The organism is Colwellia sp. BRX9-1 (genome assembly GCF_014077195.1).
Taxonomy (GTDB): Bacteria; Pseudomonadota; Gammaproteobacteria; order Enterobacterales; family Alteromonadaceae; genus Colwellia_A.
Genome location: NZ_JACGVM010000001.1, coordinates 192147 through 214452, shown reverse-complemented (window position 1 = coordinate 214452; position 22306 = coordinate 192147). Strand labels below are relative to the sequence as shown.

The 22306-nt window shown below is 37.8% G+C and carries 21 protein-coding genes and 1 tRNA gene; 14 read left to right on the top strand and 8 right to left on the bottom strand.

The window, feature by feature from the left end:
- Positions 1–3: 3 nt before the first annotated feature.
- From H4J76_RS01060 to folB, 3 genes are read right to left on the bottom strand one after another with little or no spacing between them, the layout of a single operon-like run.
- Positions 4–819 (bottom strand): undecaprenyl-diphosphate phosphatase, encoded by an 816-nt coding sequence (locus tag H4J76_RS01060; RefSeq protein ID WP_182221174.1) that lies wholly within the window; start codon positions 817–819, stop codon positions 4–6.
- A gap of 48 nt (positions 820–867) precedes the next feature.
- Positions 868–1365, bottom strand: coding sequence for a 2-amino-4-hydroxy-6-hydroxymethyldihydropteridine diphosphokinase (gene folK, locus H4J76_RS01055; protein WP_070374845.1), 498 nt, complete (start codon positions 1363–1365; stop codon positions 868–870).
- Positions 1365–1739, bottom strand: coding sequence for a dihydroneopterin aldolase (gene folB / locus H4J76_RS01050; RefSeq protein ID WP_182218033.1), 375 nt, complete (start codon positions 1737–1739; stop codon positions 1365–1367). Before folB ends, folK begins: the two co-directional genes overlap by 1 nt.
- Before the next feature lie 220 nt (positions 1740–1959).
- Here folB and plsY point away from each other — a divergent pair, with 220 nt between their 5' ends.
- Positions 1960–2562 carry a glycerol-3-phosphate 1-O-acyltransferase PlsY gene (gene plsY, locus H4J76_RS01045; protein ID WP_310650681.1) on the top strand — a complete coding sequence of 201 codons (603 nt, stop codon included), beginning with the start codon at positions 1960–1962 and terminating at the stop codon, positions 2560–2562.
- 29 nt (positions 2563–2591) lie between these two features.
- On the opposite strand, the gene tsaD is transcribed toward plsY, so the two are convergent.
- Entirely contained in the window at positions 2592–3650 is a 1059-nt protein-coding gene (tsaD, locus tag H4J76_RS01040) for a tRNA (adenosine(37)-N6)-threonylcarbamoyltransferase complex transferase subunit TsaD (RefSeq protein ID WP_070374848.1), read from the bottom strand.
- Between the two features lie 363 nt (positions 3651–4013).
- Between tsaD and rpsU the strand changes: the two genes are divergently transcribed.
- The 5 genes from rpsU to H4J76_RS01015 all read left to right on the top strand — a co-directional run bounded on the left by rpsU (position 4014) and on the right by H4J76_RS01015 (position 9374).
- On the top strand, positions 4014–4229 hold the full coding sequence (gene rpsU / locus H4J76_RS01035; protein WP_011045067.1) for a 30S ribosomal protein S21: 216 nt from the start codon (positions 4014–4016) through the stop codon (positions 4227–4229).
- Positions 4230–4267: 38 nt separating this feature from the next.
- Positions 4268–4714: a GatB/YqeY domain-containing protein gene (locus tag H4J76_RS01030; RefSeq protein ID WP_182218037.1), complete on the top strand. Its 447-nt coding sequence runs from the start codon at positions 4268–4270 to the stop codon at positions 4712–4714.
- A gap of 199 nt (positions 4715–4913) precedes the next feature.
- Positions 4914–6671, top strand: a complete 1758-nt coding sequence (dnaG, locus tag H4J76_RS01025) for a DNA primase (protein WP_182221176.1) — start codon at positions 4914–4916, stop codon at positions 6669–6671.
- 114 nt (positions 6672–6785) lie between these two features.
- Positions 6786–8627 (top strand): RNA polymerase sigma factor RpoD, encoded by a 1842-nt coding sequence (gene rpoD, locus H4J76_RS01020; RefSeq protein ID WP_146798012.1) that lies wholly within the window; start codon positions 6786–6788, stop codon positions 8625–8627.
- A gap of 117 nt (positions 8628–8744) precedes the next feature.
- Entirely contained in the window at positions 8745–9374 is a 630-nt protein-coding gene (locus tag H4J76_RS01015; RefSeq protein WP_182229939.1) for a hypothetical protein, read from the top strand.
- 3 nt (positions 9375–9377) lie between these two features.
- Here the strand turns inward: H4J76_RS01015 and H4J76_RS01010 are convergent, their stop codons facing one another.
- Positions 9378–10568: an MbnH family di-heme enzyme gene (locus tag H4J76_RS01010; protein ID WP_259377102.1), complete on the bottom strand. Its 1191-nt coding sequence runs from the start codon at positions 10566–10568 to the stop codon at positions 9378–9380.
- Positions 10531–11367, bottom strand: a complete 837-nt coding sequence (locus H4J76_RS01005; protein WP_182218042.1) for an MbnP family copper-binding protein — start codon at positions 11365–11367, stop codon at positions 10531–10533. Before H4J76_RS01005 ends, H4J76_RS01010 begins: the two co-directional genes overlap by 38 nt.
- 142 nt (positions 11368–11509) lie before the next feature.
- On the opposite strand from H4J76_RS01005, the gene H4J76_RS01000 reads away from it, so the two are divergent.
- The 8 genes from H4J76_RS01000 (at position 11510) to H4J76_RS00965 (ending at position 21112) form a co-directional block, all read left to right on the top strand.
- On the top strand, positions 11510–14269 hold the full coding sequence (locus H4J76_RS01000; RefSeq protein WP_182229938.1) for a choice-of-anchor B family protein: 2760 nt from the start codon (positions 11510–11512) through the stop codon (positions 14267–14269).
- Positions 14270–14433: 164 nt separating this feature from the next.
- Positions 14434–14510: transfer RNA gene (locus H4J76_RS00995), tRNA-Ile, on the top strand.
- Between the two features lie 783 nt (positions 14511–15293).
- On the top strand, positions 15294–15650 hold the full coding sequence (locus tag H4J76_RS00990) for a hypothetical protein (RefSeq protein WP_182218045.1): 357 nt from the start codon (positions 15294–15296) through the stop codon (positions 15648–15650).
- A 304-nt stretch (positions 15651–15954) separates the two neighbouring features.
- A complete protein-coding gene (locus H4J76_RS00985) occupies positions 15955–16350 on the top strand; it encodes a universal stress protein (protein WP_182218047.1) in 396 nt (131 codons plus the stop codon).
- Between the two features lie 557 nt (positions 16351–16907).
- Entirely contained in the window at positions 16908–17768 is an 861-nt protein-coding gene (locus tag H4J76_RS00980) for a sensor domain-containing diguanylate cyclase (protein WP_182218048.1), read from the top strand.
- A 265-nt stretch (positions 17769–18033) separates the two neighbouring features.
- Positions 18034–19002: an HlyD family secretion protein gene (locus H4J76_RS00975; RefSeq protein WP_182218050.1), complete on the top strand. Its 969-nt coding sequence runs from the start codon at positions 18034–18036 to the stop codon at positions 19000–19002.
- Positions 18999–19967, top strand: a complete 969-nt coding sequence (locus tag H4J76_RS00970) for an ABC transporter ATP-binding protein (RefSeq protein WP_182218051.1) — start codon at positions 18999–19001, stop codon at positions 19965–19967. The genes H4J76_RS00975 and H4J76_RS00970 overlap by 4 nt, the downstream gene beginning before the upstream one ends.
- Positions 19964–21112: an ABC transporter permease gene (locus tag H4J76_RS00965; protein WP_182229937.1), complete on the top strand. Its 1149-nt coding sequence runs from the start codon at positions 19964–19966 to the stop codon at positions 21110–21112. The genes H4J76_RS00970 and H4J76_RS00965 overlap by 4 nt, the downstream gene beginning before the upstream one ends.
- A gap of 125 nt (positions 21113–21237) precedes the next feature.
- On the opposite strand, the gene H4J76_RS00960 is transcribed toward H4J76_RS00965, so the two are convergent.
- Together H4J76_RS00960 and H4J76_RS00955 are read right to left on the bottom strand one after the other, a co-directional pair.
- Positions 21238–21936: a GNA1162 family protein gene (locus H4J76_RS00960; protein WP_182229936.1), complete on the bottom strand. Its 699-nt coding sequence runs from the start codon at positions 21934–21936 to the stop codon at positions 21238–21240.
- A 5-nt stretch (positions 21937–21941) separates the two neighbouring features.
- Complete coding sequence (locus H4J76_RS00955; protein ID WP_182176359.1) at positions 21942–22298, bottom strand: DUF4810 domain-containing protein; 357 nt, start codon at positions 22296–22298, stop codon at positions 21942–21944.
- Between the last annotated feature and the right edge of the window lie 8 nt (positions 22299–22306).

Genomic DNA, 22306 nt, shown 5'->3' with positions numbered 1-22306 from the left:
CAATCAACCCAGCACAAACCAAAGTAATGCGACACCCAGAACTAAGCGATAAATAACAAATGGCATCATACCGACTTTTTCCAATAGAATAAGAAAGTAGTGAATGCAGGCATAAGCACTAAAAAAAGCTAACACACTGCCAATACCAATAGCATTCCAATCAACAGGACCCGTTTCAGTAATTAATTTTAATGTTAAATAACTCCCCGCCATCGCAATGGCAGGAATTGACAATAAGAAAGAAAATCGAGCCGCATTTTCTCGACTTAAGCCAAGCATCAAACCGATAGTCATTGTTATACCTGAACGCGATGTCCCCGGAATTAATGCTACCGCCTGTGCTAAACCAATCAGCATAGCACCTTTAAATCCTAGCTTTTCAAAATCAATATGCTCAGTCGCTTTTCTTTTACCCGCTTTAATGTCAGCAAAACCCAGTAAAAATCCAAAAATTAAGGTAGTAGCAGCAATAACCAACGCAGTACGTAAATGTGCTTCGATAAAGTCTTTGCCGAGCAAACCAAATATTCCTAATGGGATAGTCGCAAATAATATCCACCAGGCAAGCTTGCCATCAAAACTAGTATTATCACCTTTTATACTGCCCACCCAAGCAACAGCCATATTCGCGACATCTTTACGAAAATATAAAACAACCGCGAGTAATGTTCCAACATGCAAAGCAACATCGAGTGCTAAACCTTGGTCTTTCCAGCCTAAAACAGCTGAGGGTAAGATTAAATGTGCTGAACTTGATACGGGTAAAAACTCCGTTAATCCTTGGAGAATAGCTAAAATAAATATCTCTGTAATGGTCATTGCTTATTATATTCCTTATGTATAATTCAATTTTTTAATATCTAACTTTTATAATTGGCTTGACCAAGAAAAGTCTACTGTGGTTATTTGTTGTTGTGTTTTATCGTAAGCTTGCCAAAGCTGTTGGTACGATTTTTTTAAAATGGGGTGTTTAAGATCTGGCGCTACTTCAGCCAATGGCCATAAAACAAAGGCATTTTCTGTGATCTCGGCACGTGGAATTTGTGCTGGAGTGTCCAACACTAGATCGTCAAACAGTAATAAATCTAAATCTAAGGTGCGTGGGCTATATTTTTTAGCATCAATTTCTCGACCGTTGTTAAGCTCAATTTCGCGGAGTGCTTTAGCCACTTGTACTATATTAAGTTCGGTCGTCGCACCGATCACCATATTATAAAATTCAGCACCGTCGAATCCTACGGCTTTACTAGCAAATAAAGATGATAGCGTTAACTCACCAAGCAGCGCTTCAAGGGCAGTCAATCCTGTTTGTAAATAGTGCTGACGGTCTACATTACTGCCAAGCGAAATATATAAACGCGCCATTACCCATGATTACTGTTATTTGATTGGCTACCACGTTCAATTTCAACGCCAACTGTGATGGCATTATGCACCGCATTAGGCTTGGCTACTTTTAATTTAAGCCAAGGGATCTGATAAGTTTCGATTAAGAATTTAGCCAAACGCTCTGCTAATGTTTCAATTAAATCTACGGGGTTTTTATTAGCAAATTCGGCTATTTTTACTGATATTTCGGCATAATCGAGTGTTTTAGCTAGCTCATCATTTTCGGCCGGTTTGGCGGTATCCCACCCCATAACTAAATCAATCACTAAGGTTTGTTTGATTTCTTTTTCCCAATCGAAAAAACCTATGGTGGTTTGAATACTCAAGCCTTCAATATAAACTTTATCCATTAACGTACACTCATCTTTAATAAAACAACTAAAAATATAGGTCGATTTTACCTGTGCAAAGTTATAAAAACTAGTGGTTGACGGATCAATTCATTTTTTTTATTAATAGACGATAGAAAAACTTATTTCCATTGACATTATGAAAGGCTAGAATATCTAAAATTGTTGAAAACTTGTTATAATTAACCATCATTTTAACAATGAATTGAGAGGTTTTTGTATTAGCGCTCTATTAGTAACACTGATAATAATGCTTGCTGCCTATTTGGTCGGTTCGATTTCTAGTGCTATTTTATTGTGTAAGCTATTAAAACTTCCAGATCCTCGCACTACCGGCTCAAACAATCCTGGCGCCACCAATGTTTTGCGTATCAGTAACAAATTCATCGCTGCACTGGTGCTGGTCTTTGATATCCTCAAAGGCACTATTCCGGTGTGGGGCGCTTATTTCCTTGATTTAGACCCCCTTAATTTAGGGTTAATAGCACTGGCTGCTTGTTTAGGCCATATGTACCCTATATTTTTTAACTTTAGAGGCGGAAAAGGCGTTGCAACCGCACTGGGTGTATTATTACCGATAGGTTTAGATCTTGGGGGTTTATTGATACTGACCTGGGTAAGTGTTATTTATTTTACCCGATATTCAAGCTTAGCCGCTATTATTACGGTATCGCTTGCGCCTTTTTATATTTGGCTATTAAAACCTCTATATATGTACCCAGTGATGATGCTTTCGGTATTAATTATTTTTCGCCACAAGGACAACATTTGGCGATTAATGAAAGGAGATGAAGGTAAAATATCCTTTACTAAGGCCAAATGAAGTCATTAATGTGCCAACTTTACCGCTAGTTATACCGCTGGTAAAGTATCTAACGGCCAACGTGGTGTCGCTTTAAACGATAAATCTGCATCTGTTCCTGCTTTTAAACGTTGCAAGCCCGCATAAGCTATCATCGCGCCATTATCAGTACAAAACTCAGGACGTGGATAAAAAACTTCTCCACCGAGCTTTTTAGTGATTTCCGCTAATTTTTCTCGAAGCGATGTGTTGGCGCTAACGCCACCAGCAATCACTAAACGTTTTAACTCACACTGCTGCAAAGCACGGCGACATTTTATTGCTAAGGTATCAACAACCGCTTCTTGAAATGCATAAGCGACATCGGCATGAGTTTGTTCATCCATACCTTCATTGCCTTGTGCTTTTTGTAACGCTATTTCTTTGCGAATAACGGTACCCGCAGCGGTTTTTAAACCACTAAAGCTAAAATCTAAACCTGGACGATCTGTCATTGGACGCGGCAATTTATAACGCCCTTTTGTGCCTTTTTCAGCCATCTTCGATAAAGCAGGCCCGCCGGGGTAATCAAGCCCAAGTAACTTAGCTGTTTTATCAAACGCTTCACCCGCAGCATCGTCAACTGATTCACCGAGTAATTCATATCGACCAATGCCGTCAACACGCACTAGCATAGTATGTCCACCCGAAACGAGCAGGGCAACAAAAGGAAACTCTGGCACGTTTTCTTCTAACATAGGCGCGAGTAAATGCCCTTCCATATGATGAACAGGCACAGCAGGAAGTCCCCAGCCGTAAGCTAAACTTCTGCCAATTGAACAGCCTACTAATAATGCACCCACTAAACCAGGCCCTGCAGTATAAGCAACGCCGTCTAGATCAGCAGGGGTTAAGTTAGCTTCTTTTAACACTTCTTTAATTAAAGGTATTGTTTTACGGACATGGTCTCGTGACGCTAATTCAGGAACGACTCCGCCGTAGTCAGCATGAACAGCTATTTGACTATATAAACGATGGGCTACAATACCTTTAGGTAAATCACCTTCTCCGTCATCATAAATAGCAATACCCGTTTCATCACAAGATGTTTCTATACCTAAAATTCGCATAATACCCTTAACCTAAAAGCCTAAATAATGTTTATTTCATTTTATTGAGCGATTTTAACGCCAAATACGTTAGCTATTATACCCATTTGAACAAGGTTGTGATCTACTTTTTTATCAGAAAAATAGATAATGGTCAGCGACAACGTTTAATAAATTATTATTCGTTTTCCCCCCGTGAAAGTCAGTGGATATATAATAAAATTGGTATTAAATCAGTTAATTTTAATTTTAGAAAATATTACACTTTACTTTAACTAGTGCTTAGCTTTAGAATATGTCACCCAATTTTGATAGAGTGGGTGTTTGCGAAGCAATAATGCTTAAGCGATACACCAATCATATAGATACATACTAAGGTTATACATGCCAGTAATTAAAGTTAGAGAAAACGAACCATTTGACGTTGCATTACGTCGTTTTAAACGTTCATGTGAAAAAGCAGGGATCCTTTCAGAAGTTCGCCGTCGCGAATCTTACGAAAAGCCTACTTGGGAACGTAAACGTAAGAAAGCTGCCGCTGTTAAGCGTGCTGCTAAAAAAGTTTCTCGTGAAAACGCTCGCCGCGTTCGCATGTACTAAGATACCTTAGTAGTATTTAAGACTATCGAGTAAAATAAATGAGTTTAATAGACCAACTCAGAGATGAAATGAAAGTTGCGATGCGTGCTAAAGACAAATGTCGTCTTGGTGTTATTCGTATGGCCATTTCATCAATTAAGCAAGCCGAAATCGATCATAACCTTGAACCAACTGATGAGAACATCATTGTGATTTTAACCAAAATGGTTAAACAACGCAGAGAGTCCATCAAAATGTTTACTGACGGTGGTCGTGATGAGTTAGCTGCTAAAGAAGCTGAAGAAGTAACCGCGTTAGGATTTTTTCTTCCGCAGCCACTTTCAAGTGAAGAAATTAGTCAGTTAATTACAAAAACTATTGCTGATACCGGTGCTGCTTCAATGGCTGACATGGGTAAAGTAATGGCGGTATTAAAACCATTAATGCAAGGCAAAGCAGACTTAGGCGCAGTAAGTGGCCAAGTTCGTAATACCTTAAATGCATAACGGATTTTACTAAAGCTTACTGTTTTCGTTTTATTAAAATGTACATTTTAAAGCCGTGAAATTTATTTTCACGGCTTTATTGTTTTATATAATACCTATTTATCGTTTCACTTGGGTGAGAAGTTAAAAAACACCTATCCAGTACAGGTCAATTAGGTTTAAAATAACCTTCGCACAAACAACCAAAGAAAATGTAGACATGACTGGTATGATCCCTCGACAATTTATTGATGATTTATTAGCGCGCGCTGATATTGTTGAATTAATTGACTCTCGAGTGCCGCTAAAAAAAGCCGGCAAAAATTATCAAGCTTGTTGCCCATTCCATACCGAAAAGTCTCCCTCGTTCAGTGTTAGCCAAGATAAGCAATTCTATCATTGCTTTGGTTGTGGAGAACACGGCAATGCTATTTCCTTTTTGATGGAATTTGACCGTTTAGAGTTCCCTGATGCGATTGAAGAACTTGCCTCACATTATAATATGGAGGTGCCACGTGAACAGAATAACCAGAGCCCTGCGCAACTAAAGCAGCAACAACAAGTTCATAAACAAAAACAAGATGATTACGAACTGATGGAAAAAATCAGTCGTTTTTATCAACAACAATTAAAAGTTGCTACCGATAAAGATTCCGCCATTGATTATTTAAAAGGTCGCGGCTTAAGCGGTGAAGTGGTGAAGCGCTTTGGTATTGGTTATATCAGTGACGCTTGGGATGGGATGATGAACCATTTTGCCAAAAATCCTGAAACCACTCAGCAACTTGTAGATTTAGGTATGGCAATCCCTGGCGATAAGAATCGTCCTTATGATCGTTTTAGAGGTCGTATTCAATTCCCCATTCGTGACAAGCGAGGTCGCGTTATTGGTTTTGGTGGTCGTGTATTGGGTGATGGTACGCCAAAGTATTTAAACTCTCCAGAAACACGTATTTATCATAAAGGCCATGAACTTTACGGATTATTTGAAGCAAAACAAGCCAATAAACAATTGTCTCGATTGGTCGTGGTTGAAGGCTACATGGATGTTGTGGCATTAGCACAACATGGTGTCGACTATGCTGTAGCGTCGCTCGGTACATCAACCACCCCAGAACAATGCCAAACTTTATTTAGAACCGTTAAAGAAGTTATCTGTTGTTATGACGGTGACCGAGCAGGCCGAGATGCTGCATGGCGAGCCATGGAGAATGCCCTGCCTTTAATCAACGATGGTACGAGTTTAAAATTTGTATTTTTGCCTGACGGTGAAGACCCTGATTCGTTGATCAGAGAAAAAGGTCAACAAGCTTTCGAAGAAATTCTAGATAACGCCACACCCTTGTCAGTTTTTCTTTTTGATCACCTTTCTCTGCAAGTCAATATGAGTACTTTGGAAGGAAAATCAAAAATGATTGAGCTCTTCCAGCCTTACTTAAATAAGCTGCCTGATAGTACCTTGAAAGATTCAATTTTGACTGAATTAGCCAATAAATTCGCCCGTGGCAACGAAAAACGTTTAGACGAATTACGTAAAAAGAACAATCAAAACAACAAGGCGAGTACGGTAAAGAAGCAAAGTAAGATCACACCATTACGCCTTGCTATTGCATTATTACTTGAGCACCCCCATATCATTAGTGCATTACCGGATATTACTATTTTACAACAACTCGATATGCCAGGTATTCCTTTGCTAAATCGACTGTTAGTTTTATGTAAACAAAATTCAAAAATTAACAGTGCTCAGCTTATTGAACATTTTCGAGGGACCACTGAAGGTAGCCAATTAACAAAGTTAATGTGCTTACAACATCATGTTGAACCTGAAAATGCTGAATCGATGTTTATTGATGTAATAGAAAGTTTTTTAAACAAATTTATTGAACAACGTACGGAGCAATTGCTTGCCAAAGAACATGCAACTGGCTTAAGTAAAAGTGAGAAACAAGAATTACATAGTTTGTTAAGTGCGTAGCAAACAAAAATAAGTTGAACAAACTTTAACGCTGGCAATATACTAAGCAATTAGCTATAATTTCCGGCTTACTGTTTTCATTTTGATAGCCATAATTTAGGTGGACACTCGTCAATGAATCAAGCCCCACAATCTAGACTTAAAGAGCTCATTACCAAAGGTAAAGAGCAAGGTTACTTAACTTTTGCTCAAGTTAACGATCACCTGCCACAAGATATAATCGATTCAGACCAAGTTGAAGACATCGTTAGAATGATCAACGACATGGGTATTCAGGTATTCGAAACTGCTCCAGATCAAGATACCTTGATGATGACAGAAGGTAATACTGATGAAGATGCTGCTGAAGCAGCTGCCCAAGCACTTGCTACGGTTGAAAGCGAAATTGGTAGAACAACTGATCCTGTCCGCATGTACATGCGTGAAATGGGTACCGTTGAGCTATTAACGCGTAAAGGCGAAATTGTTATCGCTAAGCGTATTGAAGAAGGCATTAAGGAAGTTCAGCGTAGTGTTGCTGAATATCCGCCGGCAATCAATTTTTTACTCGATATGTGGGACAACTTTGAAGCTGAAGAAGTACGTTTAACCGATATTATCGTTGGCTTTTTAGACCCTGATGCTGAAGAAGAAGAAATTCCAGCAGCAGCGACGCATATTGGTTCAGAGCTTTCAAAAGAAGAGCTCAACGACGAAGATAAGTCTGATGGCGACGAAGAAGATGAGGAAGAAGAAGATACCGGTCCTTGTCCTGAACTTGCTAAAGAAAAGTTCACTCTACTTCGCAATGCCTACGAAAAAGCAAATAAAGTTATTAATGCTAAAGGTCGCGGTCATAAAGACGCACAAGCAGCGATTGATGATTTAGCTGAAGTATTTAAAGAATTCCGTTTAATCCCTAAACTTTTTGATAAGCTTGTTAAAAACATGCGTAGCGTAATGGATAGATTACGTATTCAAGAACGTTTAATCATGAAGCACTGTGTTGTTGGTGCTGGCATGCCTAAAACAACGTTTATCAAAATCTTTCCAGGTAATGAAACCTCTAAAGATTGGTTTAACGAGCAAAAAGCTGCAGGTCATGCTTATTCAGCAAAAATGTCTGATATTGAGTTAGACGTTGAACGTTGTATTTATAAATTAAACCAATTAGAAAAAGAAACGTTCTTAAATGTACACGGTATTAAAGATATTAACCGTCGTATGTCTATCGGTGAAGCTAAGGCTCGTCGTGCGAAAAAAGAAATGGTTGAAGCTAACCTACGTTTAGTTATCTCGATTGCTAAAAAATATACCAACCGTGGTTTACAATTCTTAGATTTAATTCAAGAAGGTAACATTGGTTTGATGAAAGCGGTTGATAAATTTGAATACCGTCGTGGTTACAAATTTTCAACGTATGCAACGTGGTGGATCCGTCAAGCGATCACCCGTTCAATTGCTGACCAAGCCAGAACGATTCGTATCCCAGTACATATGATAGAAACGATTAATAAATTAAATCGTATTTCTCGTCAGATGTTACAAGAAATGGGACGTGAGCCAACACCTGAAGAATTAGCTGAACGCATGATCATGCCGGAAGATAAGATTCGTAAAGTATTGAAAATTGCTAAAGAACCTATTTCAATGGAAACCCCTATCGGTGATGACGAAGATTCACACTTGGGCGATTTTATTGAAGATGGTAATGGCGAACTACCTGTTGACTCGGCTACCGCTGAAAACTTGAAAGATGCGACACACGAAGTATTAGCTGGCTTAACCGCTCGTGAAGCTAAAGTGTTAAGAATGCGTTTTGGTATCGATATGAATACCGATCATACGTTAGAAGAAGTAGGTAAGCAGTTTGATGTTACCCGTGAACGTATTCGTCAAATCGAAGCAAAAGCGTTACGTAAATTACGTCACCCTTCTCGCTCTGAGCAACTTAAAAGTTTCTTAGACGGCGAATAAAGCTTTCATTTTTAAATAGATGACTTAAAATCCAGTAATTAATTACTGGATTTTTTTTGTCTTTAATTAACTCGACTCAATAATCAGCCAATCAAATTTTTCATAAAAGGACTTTCAATGCGCTCTCTCATTCTACTATTTTCTTTATTTTTAACACTACCTACTTTAGCGGCTAAATCTGGACCTATCGAGGTAACTTCCTTTGCAGGTTACCGTTTAGGAGGAGACTTTACTATTGCAGGTGACTTTTATGATATGAGTGAGTCCCAATCGTTAGAAGTTGAGATAGATGAAGGCTCAAGCTTTGGAGTGATTTTTGCCTGGCCTTATGACAATAAACGCCAAGGTGAGTTGCTGATAAGTCACTATGAAAGTGAATTAATCCCTGCCAGTTTATTAAGCCCTTATACTAGTGACTTATCGGTAACTTACCTACATATAGGTGGTAATGTGCCACTTTCAAATAGCTTTGTCCCCTTTTGGTTTTCTGGTGGCTTTGGTGTTACGCATTTTTCACCCAAGGCAAAAGAACTTGATGATGAAACTAAGCTATCAGTAAACCTAGGGTTTTACAGTAAATTACAACTCAATGACCGTATAGCGATTCGTTTAGGTGCAAGAGTATATGCGACACTTATTGACTCTCAAGACGCACTTTTCTGTGATAACAATACCTGTAAAATCGCAATATCGAGCGATATGTGGGTGCAAAGTGAATTATCAGCAGGTTTAACCTTCACGTTTTAAGACTTACTTATCAACAATAATATGCTTGGGATCAGATAGAAATGTTTGGTCCGTTAAGGTTTTCAAAAAAGCAATTAAGTCTTCTTTTTCTGCTTTTGTTAAGACAAACCCTTTAATGAACTGACTTTTCAGTGGATTACTTCGACCATCACCTTGATATTCACCCGTAGTAACATTTCGTCCACCAGCGGCATAAAAATCAATAACTTCCGCTAAGCTTCCAATACTGCCGTCATGCATGTAGGGCGCACTAACTTCAATATTACGTAATGTTGGCGCTCTAAATCGGCCATTATCTCTTGCTAACGTTGAAATTTCAGACAAACCAGTATCATGTTTAGGGTAACCTGATTTGTGACTATCACTAACATTATACAAACCCGTATTATGAAAAGGCCTACGATCAATTAGCTGTTTTTCATGACTGGTAGACTGAGTGAAATTAAATCCGCCGTGACAATGATGGCATTCAAGCTGCTCTGAGAAAAATAAATTCATACCGCGCAAAGCCGAGGCAGAAATAGCATTGTCATCAGCCAAATATGCATAGCTATCAAAAGGCGAATTTAAAGAAACTAAACTGCGAACATAGCTCGCTAATGCTTTCACAATTAAATCGAAACTTATGGTTTTTCCTGGGAAGGCTTCAGTGAATAAACGCTGATAACTCTTGGTATTAAATCGCGCTAAAACTTCTTCTTCATGACCGGTTATGCCTAGCTCAACCGGCGATTCACCAAACATAGGTAATAGTATTTGCTGTTCAATAGAGGTTAAACCGTCGTGTGCCCACGTTAACGTTTTGTTATACGCTATATTAACTAAAGCAGAGGCATTACGTCGATGTGGTTGTGCGGTGCTGCCAAATGAATGGGGAATATTTTCACCAAAAGCAAACTCTTGATGATGACAACTTGCACACGCTTGTTGTTGATTAGCTGACAAATTTTTATCAAAAAAGAGTTGTTTACCTAAATTAACTTTTGCTTGGGTCATTGGGTTATCTTGTGGTACTTGTGGTTTAGGAAAACCTTCGATAATTGGCCACTGATAATCACTTTCTAATTTATTATCATCACTACATGACTGCAAAGCCAAGCAAATGCCAAAAGTGAATAAGCACTGAAGTATTAATTTAAGTCGATGTAGAAGCCAATTACCCATTATTTTTTGTCTTAAATAACAACGATTCATTACTAGTATTCGCTCCCAAACCTAAGTTTTTAAATAACATTTTACAACTCTCTTCATCGATTGCCGATTGACAACTATTTTTGCGTGCTAATCCAACATCTCGTACTAACAACGCTAAATCAAATTCAATGGTAGAATTTTCCAAGGTAAAAGGTAAAGCAACAGCCACGCGATTAGGATACAAACATTCATTTTTTGGTGCTCGTACTGGGCTTAATGCTTTACAACCTGTAGAGCCTAGGTGAAATAGCCAGTCATCATTTTGAGAGACTAACTCGGCCCGCATAAATTTATGCCCCCCTTGCCATCCCCAAAACATTGAAGCGTCATTTAATGGGCTAGGCTGGGTTAATGGATTCAGGTGATTAAGTGCAAATGGTACACCTAAAGTAAAACGAATATCAGTAACAACAGCCGCTTCATCTAATGGCATTAATTCGAGTTGCCAATAACCTTTGCCATTTTTTCTATCACATATCTCTCCCAGTAAAGCGACATTGTCTGCTTGATTTGCATTTGTTGTCATCAGCCAAGGCTGCCAACCATTACTACTGGTATTCACTTCAACGCCATGTATAAAAAACTGTAACTGCTGATATTGCCACTTTTGTGATTCGCTACTTTTTAATTCATGAACATCAGAGAAACTGCTTGCACAGTTAATGTCAGTATTTTTATAAACAGCTTGAAAAGAAATTTTTGTGGGCTGTGACTTTTGAAAACATCCTGAAAGTAAGGTAATACTTAACCCAAAAATAGTTGTGACAGATAAAATTTTTTTTAATATATAACGGTTCATTTGAATAAGGCTTAATCGTTGAATGCAAAGTAATATTTACATGAAGTTAAAGTAATGTTAACGAGTTGGTTTTAAATTGTACGTTAACTTGCTATGGTAAAGCCATCAAATATTGAGCAGCTAAATAAAAAACGAGCACATTATGGCTAAAATATCATTACCTCTTGGCATTGCAATTATTTCAATATCTTATTTTTTACTCTCTTCAAATACATTCGCTCATTCAGAGCATGATAAATCGAGGTTTGTTGCTGTTAATGGCGTAGATAAAGACCGCTGTGATAATGTTCTTAGACCCTGTAAAACAATTGCCTATGCGGTTAGCCAAGCAAACAAAGGTGATAACGTACTTGTTGCTTCAGGCGACTTTACAATCACTTCAAGCGAAGAACTATTTTATTTAAAAAGCGCTCTTGTCTCAGTCGTCGGAGGCTATAATCAATTTGATCATTATCAATCGCAAAGCCCTCAGTCAAATGTTACCACTTTACATAATATTCCAATTGAAATGGTTGATGAGCTTCGCAGCAACGGTTTTAGCGTTATTGCAGATGGTAAAGCCTTTGCTAAAGATAAAGATTTAAAACAAAAACTTGCAAGTTATTATCAACTCAGTGAAAGCCAAGCAAATGAACCTTGTGTTAATGGCAAAGCTGATATTTTTGACTGCAATAACATTGATTTACTCGCTCATTTCCCATTAACTGCAATGTCGAGTGATCCTGTTGAAGGCAATGATATTTGGGGCCATGTAGATTTAAATACGGGTAATGAATTTGCTATTATGGGCGTAAAAAATGGCGTTGTTGTGGTTAATGTTACAAACCCAACCACTCCTGTTGAAGTGGGTACAATAGCTGGAGTAACGTCAACATGGCGAGATGTAAAAGTTTACCAATACTTTGATGAAAATATCAATTTATGGCAAGCCTATGCTTATGTTACAACCGAAGGTGTTCGAAATGGTCCAACAGATTATGTGACTATCATTGACCTTAACAATCTTCCTCATTCAATAACATTAGTTGAAAAGAATAAAGTGGTCAGTAGAGCCCATAATGTTTATATCACTAATGTTGATCATACCCTTAATATAACGCTTCCAGATCAAACAGCTTCACTGCAACTTATTGGCACAAACAGTAGGGGTGGAGCTTTCCAAAGCTATTCATTAGAAAACCCAAAAACATTAGTCAACGTTACTGCTAACAATTTTGGTAATGGCTACACCCATGATGGGGCTTCTCTTGTTATAGATGATCAACGTTCAGTTAATGATTGTGGTTTAACGTCAGGTAGCTGTACTGTTTTCATTGATTTTAATGAAGACGTCATGAAGTTATGGAATATCACCGATCCAAATAACTCAACTCAGTTAGGTGCGGCTGAATATAACGACGTAGCTCCGAACAATAAATATGTACATTCTGGTTGGGGCACTGAAGATAAGCAGTTCATTTTATTACATGATGAATTTGATGAATTTCGTGGTGGATTAAACACCACTGTTAGAATATTTTCAATTGGGGACCTAACGAACCCAACACAGGTTGGCCAATGGACAGGTCCTACACAAGCGATTGATCATAATGGTTTTGTTCGAGGTAATAGATACTATATGTCTAACTACGAACGTGGCTTAACCATTTTAGACATTACGGATCCTACAACGCCTACTGAAGTTGGGTTCTTTGATACTTTCACACCGAGTAACTCAGCAAGCTTTAATGGTGCATGGGGCGTTTATCCATTTTTACCGTCAGGAAATATTCTCGTTAGCGATATTAACAGTGGTCTGTATGTATTAAAAGATAACGCAAAAGCTTCAACGAAAGGAATGTTCAGCTTTACCAGTAAAAGCACAGAAACCGCTCAAGGAACAACTCTCAACCTCATTGTGCAACGTAATGGTTCAGACATTACAGAAAGTACTGCGGTAAGTTACCAAGTAATTCAAGGTAGCGCCAAAAAAGGCACTGACTTTGATGTAGAAAACAACACACTCACTTGGGCTGCAAACGATAATACCAATAAGACAATAAGTATTGATATTGCAGATGACCTAACAAATACCGAATTGTCAGAGTCTTTTTTTATACGTTTATATAATCCAACAAATGGTGCAACACTTGGCTCAAACAGTTACAACACTATCAATATTACTGGGTTAATAGACAAAGGAACGGGAAGCTTTGAATTCGACGAGCAAACAATCGCAGAGAATGTTGATGAATACACCGTAAATGTTAACCGAATGGGAAGTACATCGGGCAGTATCTCATTCCAATATCAACTGACTTCAGGACAAGCGATTATTGGTAGCGATATCATTGATGCATCGGGGCAAGTATCTTGGGGCGAAGGTGAAAGTGATACTAAAAAAATTATATTAACTATTATTGATGATATTGAAGAAGAAGAAAATGAAACGTTCACCTTAACGTTATCAAGCATCGATAATAGTCGGTTAGGTAATAATGCAGAGATTATATTCACTATTGCTGATGATGATCAAAATACAGCACCTGTGGTTACCCTAAGAGAAAATTTTGAAGTAAATACTAATCAAGGTGTAACGTTAACGGCTCAAGCCATCGATGCAGAAAGCGACAGTATGACCTACTTATGGGAGCAAATAGCAGGTTCAGCGGTATCAATAACTAACGCTGATATGTTATCAGCTAGCTTTACAGCACCAAATAACGCTACCTCGTTAACATTTAAACTTACCGCTACTGATTTCAGAGGTGCATCAAGTACAGGAAGTGTTATTGTTTCAGTAGTCGCGCCCGTTGTAGTAACACCAACCCCCAAGACAAAAAGTAGCGGCGGTACAATATTATGGTTAACAATCCTTTCATTATCTTTATTAACCAAGAGAAAAGTCATTATCAATAAATAGTATCTAGGCAATAGTGATATAAAATCACCCGTATTGCCTAACAATTAAGCGAACAATGTAAAATTTAGCATTTTTTAAAAATACGCTAGTGACAACAAAATAAAAAATGCTTATACTTCACGCCGCTTTAAGTTGAAGTCTCAATTTAAAGCGGATAAAAAGATGGCCCCTTAGCTCAGTTGGTTAGAGCATTCGACTCATAATCGACAGGTCCCCTGTTCAAGTCAGGGAGGGGCCACCACTTCAAATATTACTATCCTCGTAAGAATTTACTAAAAAATATTTTAATCTGAAATTAACTGTAGTTATCACTGTAGTAGTCACCTTTCACCATTAAAAATGTATTGTGAAAAGTTTATTCTGTTTTAGTGGCTCCAATAATGTCATGTGCGATAACACTCAATCTGCGGTGTCAAAAATCTGCATAAATACCCTCCCCTTTTAAGATACCCCAAAACGGTAGGCTTACCACAGTAGTGTTGGTGTAAAGATCCACTGCTTGAATATAAGATGAGTGCTAAACTTTTGACATATCGGATGAGGGTGGTTTTTACTATACGTAGAATCTCAACCTATTATGCTCTTACAAGAGTCGGTAATGGAGTACTCTGACGTGGTTTACAACCTCTAGCTTTAGGTTTCTAATAAATCTATTAACGTTACTCACAAAGTGTTAATGAAGCGAATAACTAAGTGGTTTAGTTGTTTATAAAAGTGCGTTTAGCTTTGCAAATTTTGTATCTACACAACTAAGTAGATTATTTACTCTTTAACACTCCCTATTTTGTTACTCTAAAAAAGCCTTCTGCTGCTTCAGTTAAGCTAGAGAGGTTTTTATTCTCACGCCGGCTTATTGATTATCATGGTTAATAGTAAATTATTAGCAAAACTTTGTTTTAAGTACGTTCATATCAATAATAATTTGTTATTTTTAATGTAGTATAAGATCGGACTTGCTTACTAGGCTATGATCTTTCAAAGCACTCTAAGAAATAAAAACAAATAGAATAGGGATAAATAAACAATGGTAAACATGTTAATTGCATATCAACTTGATGGCGGTGATGTTATCGAGATTAATCATCCAGAAGAGTTCGAGTTCAAAGATTTAGATGGAAATAGCTTAGGAAATGCTCAGATTATCAAGCGACATAATAACGATCTGATATTAGCCGAAGCTGCATTTGTGATCTCAGCCGAACATGCAAAAGTTATGATACCAAGCGATGCGGCATTCATGGAATCCAAAGCAGGCGTAAAGCAACCTTTTGACTTTAACGGGCTCGTAAAAGGCTGTGGATTTGACTCTGTTAAATATAAATTTGATAAACAAGGTAATGAACCAACTGACTGGGTTATCGCCTATCCTCTACAGCACTAAGCCTAAAAAGGTCGCTAGTCATACCAGTGACCTTTGTTATAGCTTTGAATGGACCAGGTAATGAGATTATTTCAACATCAGGCTAAGCGTATATATCTGTTTCAGAACGACTAAATGTTGATTTAACTAGAGGGTTTAGTTATCAGGTTAAGAAACACTGATACGTAAACTAAACTTAGTCATATTTTATTATATTTTTTTAACAAAACAGAATCGATATGATCAAGAGAATAAGCTGTACTATTCGCCAACATATTGCATTTTAATCAATATGATATAAAACAAATTATCAATGGAGCGGTATATGTATAAAACTATTATTTGCGCAATAGAAGCTAGTGATGAAGGACTGGAAGTACTTTCAAAAGCCCATGAGTTATCTCAACTATACCAAGCTAAATTGTTTGTTACTCATATCATCCCATATACATTGCTTCCTAAAGACTATCAAAAAGAATTAAAAGAAAGTGCATTACCTTCAATTGAATCAAAAGCCGCATCATTAGGTATATTAAAGAAAGATGTCTCGGTCACATTTGGGAAACCCTACGAGCAAATTTGCATACTTGCAGAAAGAAAAAAGGCAGACTTAATTATACTTGGTACCCACTCTAAAAAAGGTATTCATGCTTTGATTGGGTCAACAGCAAATGGTGTTGCCAATTATGCTAAATGTGATGTTTCACTTATTAAAATTTAAAGTGATTTTTTTGATAAAAAATCTAAATGTGCTCTTTCAAATAAATAACTAATGCCGCCAACATGGCATTAGTTATTATTAGAGCAATGAAGATTGCACTCTTGGGTTACTTACAATAGTCATATTAAGTGAAATTACTTTTAATGGCTCACTATCTCCTTCTAATAACAACGCTAATACCCTGGATATTAAAAGCTCATATACATGAGTATATTTAATAGTAAGTTTAGTTCCTTTAAACCAAACATGAATCGTCAATAACTGGCCTTAAAGTGTTATCTACATATTAATTTTTCGACATTTAATCAGATATTTCATCCATTCTAAAAACCGGATAAAAATCATATTATCGCTTATAACGTTTCAGGATTATTGTCAGTTACGCGTTTTAGTCATAATGTATATTAGGAAGTGATCACCTTCTCATTCAATGTAGCTGTTGGATATTTAAGCTAAGAAAAATGAATAAATTTTATCAAACTAACATGACTAAAGCTCATTCGTAATATATTATTATTTTTAGGGAATCGTATATAAAAACGGCAGTTATAAGAATTATGGATTTAGATAAATTTAAACAAATTAATAAAGCATTCGATTACCTCTTTGATTCATTGGTGATCACTGACCTACAAGGCATTATTACTGACTGGAATAAAGGCTCTGAAAATTTATACGGCTATTCCAAAAAAGAGATCATTGGTCAGCCTGTTGATATTTTACATCTCCCCGAAGACACCGAACATATTACTTCAGAAGTTATCAGCTCTGTAGAGAAGTACGGAAAATGGACCGGTGAAGTTAGAATGCTCCATAAAGATGGTCATATTGGCTGGATTGAATCTATGTGTGTGCCACTTTTTGATGCTAATCATAAGCTCGTCGGCGCATTAGGTGTAAATCGAGATATATCAGACCGGGTAAAAGAGACTAAACGTCTTGAGCACCTAGCTCATTATGATCAACTGACAGAAATTCCAAATCGATACCTAGTGTTTGACCGAATTGATCACCTAATTGATCAGTCTGAACGTGATATGAGAACTTTTGCGTTGCTTTTTATTGATTTAGATAAATTTAAAATAATTAATGATACCAAGGGTCATGCGTTTGGTGATCAAGTGCTAGTAGAAGTATCTTTACGTCTTAAGCAGTCAATTCGTAATTCAGATACCGTTGCAAGAATTGGAGGTGACGAATTTGTTATTTTACTTGAGAATATGATTGATAAGTCTAATGTAGATTCTGTGATTAAAACTATTATGGATACGATTAGCAGACCCTTTAAGATTAACGATGAAAAGTTAACCGTGAGTTGTAGTATTGGTGTTTCAATTTATCCTGATGATGGTATTACCACCGATAGCTTAATCGCAACAGCAGATAAAGCGATGTATAACAACAAACATAAAAAATGACCTCAGCTGATAAATGAGTTTAGATATTTTCGATGCTATCTTTGATTTTTTGATCTTAAATAAGCACGCTATTAGCCATTAATTTGATTGCTAAAGGTTATTTTAACGAATACTGCTATTACCTCCCCTCTTATTGACCTACTAGTTAACCTTGATGTTCAGCCTCAGCCTAGTTAACAGCTAGCTTATACTAGAGAATAAATTGACTTTTAACTGATTGAGAATAGACTAAAAACTAGGTTATATTTCAATGAGATAAATTATTATGTCTACTAAAGCTTTCGCTACTTGTTCTTGTCTATTCACATTATTTATAACCTTAGCAACACTTAGCGGTTGTGATAACAAAAAACCAGGTATTGCCTTAGGTACGTTAGAAAGAGAACGCATAGCGCACACAGCAACAGTGAGTGAAGTTATCACGGCATTACCTGTTAGTGCAGGTAGTCAAGTTACTGAAGGTACAATATTGGTTAGGCTAGACGACACCCTTCAAAAAGCGTTCGTTGCTAAAGCTCAAGCTCAGATGCAACAAGCAAAAGCTAACTTAGAAAAAGTACATAATGGTGCGCGTAAAGAAGAAGTTGCCGCGGCATCTGCAGAAGTCGAGGGCGCGAAAGCCGCACTGATCAAAAGTGAGGCAGACTATAAACGCACTCAAATACTGATAAAGCAAGCATTATCTAGTCAGGTAACGCTCGAAAACTCCCTTGCATTACGCGATGAAAATAGAGCTAAATTACACAGCGCTCAAGAAAAACTATTACAACTAATTAATGGTGCTCGTATCGAGGACTTACAAATAGCTGAAGCTATTTTAGCAACCGCGGTTGCGGTACTCGACAGTGAAAATAAAAAACTCAATGATTTAACCATTACCGCAAAACGTGATGGTCTATTAGACAATCTTCCATGGAACCTCGGTGAACGTGTCACACTCGGAAGCCCCGTAGCAATTGTATTAGCGGGACGTGCTCCTTTTGCACGTGTCTATGTGCCAGAACCCTACCGAGTAAAAATTAAAGTCGCTGATAAATTAACCGTACAAGTTGATGGTTTAACAGATTCGATTATTGGTACTGTGCGCTGGATATCTTCTGAACCTGCTTTTACCCCTTACTTTGCATTAAACCAAGAAGAGCGTGCAAACCTTATGTATTTGGCTGAAATACAATTACCTGATAGTGCTGCAGAGCTGCCAATGGGTGTGCCAGCGCAAGTTATAATGCCATGAAGTACTTAAACGATAGCCAAGAAAAAAATCTTAATAGCTCTTTTGCGATAAGCGCACAAAATCTCACTCGAAAATTTGGCGAATTAACGGCAGTATCTGCGCTAGATTTATCTGTAGAGAAGCAAACTATTTACGGATTTTTAGGCCCCAATGGCTCAGGTAAAACCACGGCAATTCGATTGCTGACCGGTTTATTAATTCCAACGAGTGGTCAGGTTAACGTTTTGGGTTGTCATTTACCGCAAGAGGCCAATAAACTGCGAATGAAAATTGGCTATATGACACAAAAGTTCTCTCTCTATGAGGATCTTACCGTTAAAGAGAACTTGCAATTTATCAGTCGAATTTATGGTCTAACGGCTAATCAACAAAAATCACGACTGAGTGAATTATTAAGTACTCATCAATTAACACAGCAAAGTCAGCAACTTGCTGGCAGTATGAGTGGTGGTCAAAAACAAAGGCTAGCGCTTGCCGCCGCAGTGATACATAAACCTAAGTTACTCTTTTTAGATGAGCCCACTTCGGCGGTTGATCCGCAAAACCGACGAGAGTTTTGGGAACAATTATTTGATCTTTGCGATCAAGGCACCACAATATTAGTATCAACGCATTACATGGATGAAGCAGAGCGTTGTCATAAGCTGGCCATCTTAGAAAATGGTATAAAAAGAGCGGATGATAGCCCACAAAACTTAATGAATAATATGGCTGCTCAAGTGGTTGAGGTAGGCGCAAGCAATATACGTCAAATAAAAGAGCACTTAATCAAATTGCCACAAGTGATTTCTGCCGCCCAGCTCGGTACCCACTTGCGTGTATTAGTAAATAAAGAAGAAAGTAACCCTATTGCATTATTGCAGCGCCAGCCTTGCTTAAATGATACAGCTAAACTTGTTATTGTTAGACCCAGTCTTGAAGATGTCTTTGTTAGTTGCACCGGCCAAGGGGTGACACAGTCATGAAAATATCACTATTAAGAATTCAAGCCATTGTTATAAAAGAACTACTGCAACTTAGACGCGATAGAATGACCTTTGGCATGGTCATAATGATCCCCCTAGTACAATTACTGCTATTTGCCTTTGCCATCAACACTAATGTGCGAGATATCCCAGTTGGTGTTGTAGATCATAGTCAGACATCTTTGAGTAGAGTATTACAGCAAACCGTTGCAGCAACCGGCATTGTTAAATTTACTCACAGTTATTACTCGGTAAAGGAAGCACAAGCCGCCATCGATAGCAGTGAAGTGCGTGCAGTATTAATTATCCCACAAGACGTTAGCCAGCGTTTAGTTCGACACCCAAGTGTAGGTTTTGGTTTGCCGCCCTCGAGTAAACAAGAAACGAGCAGGCCAATAGCACAGTGGTTAGTTGATGGCTCTGATACTGTTATAGCAGGTAGTATTAAAAGTTTACGTAATATGCCACTTACAGAGTTATTAGATAAGCCCGCCAACCGAAATACCGCAACGTTTGAAGTGACCTTACTTTATAATCCAGAGCAACGAAGTGTGGTTAATATAGTGCCTGGACTTGTTGCCGTGATATTAACAATGACAATGATAATGTTTACCTCGGCCGCCATTGTTCGCGAGCAAGAGCGCGGTAATATGGAAATGTTAATTACGACACCACTTAGCTCACTTGAGCTGATGATTGGTAAAATATTTCCCTATATTTTTATTGGTGCGATTCAAGTCTGTATTATTCTTGGTTTAGGCTATTGGCTATTTGACGTCCCCTTTAATGGCGGTTTTGCCCAACTAGTACTTGCGACTTTACTGTTTATTTGCGCCAGCTTAGTACTGGGTTTAGTTATATCAACAATTGCTAAAAACCAATTACAATCAATGCAAATGACAATATTTATTTTACTGCCATCTATATTATTATCTGGTTTTATGTTCCCTTATGAAGGTATGCCACTGCCCGCACAATATATTGCTGAGGCACTGCCAGCGACACACTTTATTCGCTTAATAAGAGGTGTAGTATTACGTGATGTTGCCGTTATTGAGATGAGTTTTGATATGCTATGGTTAATTGCTTTTACCTGTTTTGGCTTACTTGTTTCAGCACTGCGTTTTAAGAAAACACTCGACTAGCTTACCTGATGGTTTCATTGCACAAGCTGAGATATTTGAGTGAAGAAAATAATATAAAAGTGACGCGAAACTAAGCCACTTTTATATTTTATTATCACACAATATCCTGCATTATTTATAGTGAGTTAATTAGCACTATTATTTTCTGAGGCTTGCTGCAGAATTTGAACTTTCTGGTCTTTAAGGTAGAGCGGATGGTAAGGCCCTACCGGTACTGTACCAACAAACCGGCTATTAGCCTGTCTTGCATAACGGGTGTAATCAGCTGCTGCTGTGTTTACCGCTGTAGCTATTGCGCCAACAATCAACCCAGCTAAACCACCACCATTATTTCCACCACTAAGATCAACAACAACCGTGCCGGTATATTTCCATAACGTCGAAGATGTTTTTGTTGATTTTATTTCTGCTTCAATTGATACGGTTAAGCTTGAAGCAATAACCAAATAGCTAGTGTCCCACTTAAGTATTTTGGTAAATAACACCGCATCCGCACCGAAGTACTCATGAAATTTATTAAGTGGCATGTCGTAAACAAGTTCAGCATCATAAATACCTTCTTGTTTCAATATTTCTGACGTTAGCTCGTATGGAAAAGTATAATATCCCTGAAACGCGATAGGCATTTCTACCGTAGTCGCATAATAATCTTTCGCATCTGCTGCCGTACTTAAATTGATCGGTGGCATTATTAATAATGAACGTGGTTTTTCATTATACATCTCTGGGAATTCGTCTAGTTTAGTGACGAGGTTGTTACTGGCACAGCCTGAAACAAAAACAACAACGAGAGTAACCAACAACGTTCTAGTCTTATTAAACATAATCACTATCCCTGTACCTTAACTTTACTGATCAAATTATTCATAAAGATAACTGATTCTGGATAAACACTTTTTTCCAACTCAAAATAGGAAATTGCCTTTGTGGTATCATTTAACTTTAAGTGCAAATAACCTAAATTGGCGTATACGCCAGGCGGAACACGTAAGCCTTGGTTACCAGAACGTTGAATAACATCTTCTAACGCAAACTTCCATTCGCCTTCAGAAATTTCACCCGCATCCCTTTTCATTGCATAAAATGACTCTGAATATTCACCATAGTCATACATAGGCTTAGGGCCACTTGCACAACCAGTTGCTAGCAGTACCGCACAAGCCATCATTAAAATTTTAGTTTTCATTGTGAGTC

Excerpts from the sequence above, each read along its gene's own strand:
- H4J76_RS01060 (WP_182221174.1), bottom strand. The coding sequence starts at position 819 with ATGACCATTACAGAGATATTTATTTTAGCTATTCTCCAAGGATTAACG.
- folK (WP_070374845.1), bottom strand. The coding sequence starts at position 1,365 with ATGGCGCGTTTATATATTTCGCTTGGCAGTAATGTAGACCGTCAGCAC.
- folB (WP_182218033.1), bottom strand. The coding sequence starts at position 1,739 with ATGGATAAAGTTTATATTGAAGGCTTGAGTATTCAAACCACCATAGGT.
- tsaD (WP_070374848.1), bottom strand. The coding sequence starts at position 3,650 with ATGCGAATTTTAGGTATAGAAACATCTTGTGATGAAACGGGTATTGCT.
- rpsU (WP_011045067.1), top strand. The coding sequence starts at position 4,014 with ATGCCAGTAATTAAAGTTAGAGAAAACGAACCATTTGACGTTGCATTA.
- H4J76_RS01030 (WP_182218037.1), top strand. The coding sequence starts at position 4,268 with ATGAGTTTAATAGACCAACTCAGAGATGAAATGAAAGTTGCGATGCGT.
- dnaG (WP_182221176.1), top strand. The coding sequence starts at position 4,914 with ATGACTGGTATGATCCCTCGACAATTTATTGATGATTTATTAGCGCGC.
- rpoD (WP_146798012.1), top strand. The coding sequence starts at position 6,786 with ATGAATCAAGCCCCACAATCTAGACTTAAAGAGCTCATTACCAAAGGT.
- H4J76_RS01015 (WP_182229939.1), top strand. The coding sequence starts at position 8,745 with ATGCGCTCTCTCATTCTACTATTTTCTTTATTTTTAACACTACCTACT.
- H4J76_RS01010 (WP_259377102.1), bottom strand. The coding sequence starts at position 10,568 with ATGAATCGTTGTTATTTAAGACAAAAAATAATGGGTAATTGGCTTCTA.
- H4J76_RS01005 (WP_182218042.1), bottom strand. The coding sequence starts at position 11,367 with ATGAACCGTTATATATTAAAAAAAATTTTATCTGTCACAACTATTTTT.
- H4J76_RS01000 (WP_182229938.1), top strand. The coding sequence starts at position 11,510 with ATGGCTAAAATATCATTACCTCTTGGCATTGCAATTATTTCAATATCT.
- H4J76_RS00990 (WP_182218045.1), top strand. The coding sequence starts at position 15,294 with ATGGTAAACATGTTAATTGCATATCAACTTGATGGCGGTGATGTTATC.
- H4J76_RS00985 (WP_182218047.1), top strand. The coding sequence starts at position 15,955 with ATGTATAAAACTATTATTTGCGCAATAGAAGCTAGTGATGAAGGACTG.
- H4J76_RS00980 (WP_182218048.1), top strand. The coding sequence starts at position 16,908 with ATGGATTTAGATAAATTTAAACAAATTAATAAAGCATTCGATTACCTC.
- H4J76_RS00975 (WP_182218050.1), top strand. The coding sequence starts at position 18,034 with ATGTCTACTAAAGCTTTCGCTACTTGTTCTTGTCTATTCACATTATTT.
- H4J76_RS00970 (WP_182218051.1), top strand. The coding sequence starts at position 18,999 with ATGAAGTACTTAAACGATAGCCAAGAAAAAAATCTTAATAGCTCTTTT.
- H4J76_RS00965 (WP_182229937.1), top strand. The coding sequence starts at position 19,964 with ATGAAAATATCACTATTAAGAATTCAAGCCATTGTTATAAAAGAACTA.
- H4J76_RS00960 (WP_182229936.1), bottom strand. The coding sequence starts at position 21,936 with ATGTTTAATAAGACTAGAACGTTGTTGGTTACTCTCGTTGTTGTTTTT.
- H4J76_RS00955 (WP_182176359.1), bottom strand. The coding sequence starts at position 22,298 with ATGAAAACTAAAATTTTAATGATGGCTTGTGCGGTACTGCTAGCAACT.